2 tRNA genes and 1 rRNA gene are annotated in these 1860 nt (G+C 47.4%); all 3 read left to right on the top strand.

Annotation, left to right across the window (positions count from 1 at the left end):
- Nucleotides 1-1444 (top strand): 16S ribosomal RNA (locus BHE19_RS07695); the annotation flags it as partial.
- Between the two features lie 125 nt (nucleotides 1445-1569).
- Nucleotides 1570-1643, top strand: a tRNA-Ile gene (locus BHE19_RS07700).
- A gap of 142 nt (nucleotides 1644-1785) precedes the next feature.
- A tRNA-Ala gene (locus BHE19_RS07705) sits at nucleotides 1786-1859 on the top strand.
- Nucleotide 1860 lies beyond the last annotated feature (1 nt).

Consider the following 1860-nt stretch of genomic DNA (forward strand, 5'->3'; position numbering starts at 1 on the left):
ATATGTCTTCGGATATAGAGACCGGCGCACGGGTGCGTAACGCGTATGCAATCTACCTTTTACAGAGGGATAGCCCAGAGAAATTTGGATTAATACCTCATAGTATAGTGACTCGGCATCGAGATACTATTAAAGTCACAACGGTAAAAGATGAGCATGCGTCCCATTAGCTAGTTGGTAAGGTAACGGCTTACCAAGGCTACGATGGGTAGGGGTCCTGAGAGGGAGATCCCCCACACTGGTACTGAGACACGGACCAGACTCCTACGGGAGGCAGCAGTGAGGAATATTGGACAATGGGCGCAAGCCTGATCCAGCCATGCCGCGTGCAGGATGACGGTCCTATGGATTGTAAACTGCTTTTGTACGAGAAGAAACACTCCAACGTGTTGGAGCTTGACGGTATCGTAAGAATAAGGATCGGCTAACTCCGTGCCAGCAGCCGCGGTAATACGGAGGATCCAAGCGTTATCCGGAATCATTGGGTTTAAAGGGTCCGTAGGCGGTTTAGTAAGTCAGTGGTGAAAGCCCATCGCTCAACGGTGGAACGGCCATTGATACTGCTAAACTTGAATTATTAGGAAGTAACTAGAATATGTAGTGTAGCGGTGAAATGCTTAGAGATTACATGGAATACCAATTGCGAAGGCAGGTTACTACTAATGGATTGACGCTGATGGACGAAAGCGTGGGTAGCGAACAGGATTAGATACCCTGGTAGTCCACGCCGTAAACGATGGATACTAGCTGTTGGGAGCAATCTCAGTGGCTAAGCGAAAGTGATAAGTATCCCACCTGGGGAGTACGTTCGCAAGAATGAAACTCAAAGGAATTGACGGGGGCCCGCACAAGCGGTGGAGCATGTGGTTTAATTCGATGATACGCGAGGAACCTTACCAAGGCTTAAATGTAGTTTGACCGATTTGGAAACAGATCTTTCGCAAGACAAATTACAAGGTGCTGCATGGTTGTCGTCAGCTCGTGCCGTGAGGTGTCAGGTTAAGTCCTATAACGAGCGCAACCCCTGTTGTTAGTTGCCAGCGAGTCAAGTCGGGAACTCTAACAAGACTGCCAGTGCAAACTGTGAGGAAGGTGGGGATGACGTCAAATCATCACGGCCCTTACGCCTTGGGCTACACACGTGCTACAATGGCCGGTACAGAGAGCAGCCACTGGGCGACCAGGAGCGAATCTATAAAACCGGTCACAGTTCGGATCGGAGTCTGCAACTCGACTCCGTGAAGCTGGAATCGCTAGTAATCGGATATCAGCCATGATCCGGTGAATACGTTCCCGGGCCTTGTACACACCGCCCGTCAAGCCATGGAAGCTGGGGGTGCCTGAAGTCGGTGACCGCAAGGAGCTGCCTAGGGTAAAACTGGTAACTAGGGCTAAGTCGTAACAAGGTAGCCGTACCGGAAGGTGCGGCTGGAACACCTCCTTTCTAGAGCCTTAATGTTAGCCTAGTGCACGTTAAGGAAAAAAGATGACTATTTATAGGTTTCTGAATTGGAGATTGTATTACTCTTGCTGTTAATTTAAAAAAATGAAAGAATTAAGTAAAAACAGAGTCTCGTAGCTCAGCTGGTTAGAGTACTACACTGATAATGTAGGGGTCGGCAGTTCGAGTCTGCCCGGGACTACTTTTTAAAAAGAATTGATAATTAATAATTAACAATTAATAATTAAAAAAGACTGAAAGCTTAATTTACAAGGAAATTTTAGAGGTTGAGTAACCGTTTTAAGTACTGTTAACTGAAAACTGTTAACTGACAACTAAAAAATGGGGGATTAGCTCAGCTGGCTAGAGCGCCTGCCTTGCACGCAGGAGGTCAACGGTTCGACTCCGTTATTCTCCAC

It is taken from the genome of Flavobacterium tructae (assembly GCF_001853485.1).
Lineage (GTDB): Bacteria > Bacteroidota > Bacteroidia > Flavobacteriales > Flavobacteriaceae > Flavobacterium > Flavobacterium tructae.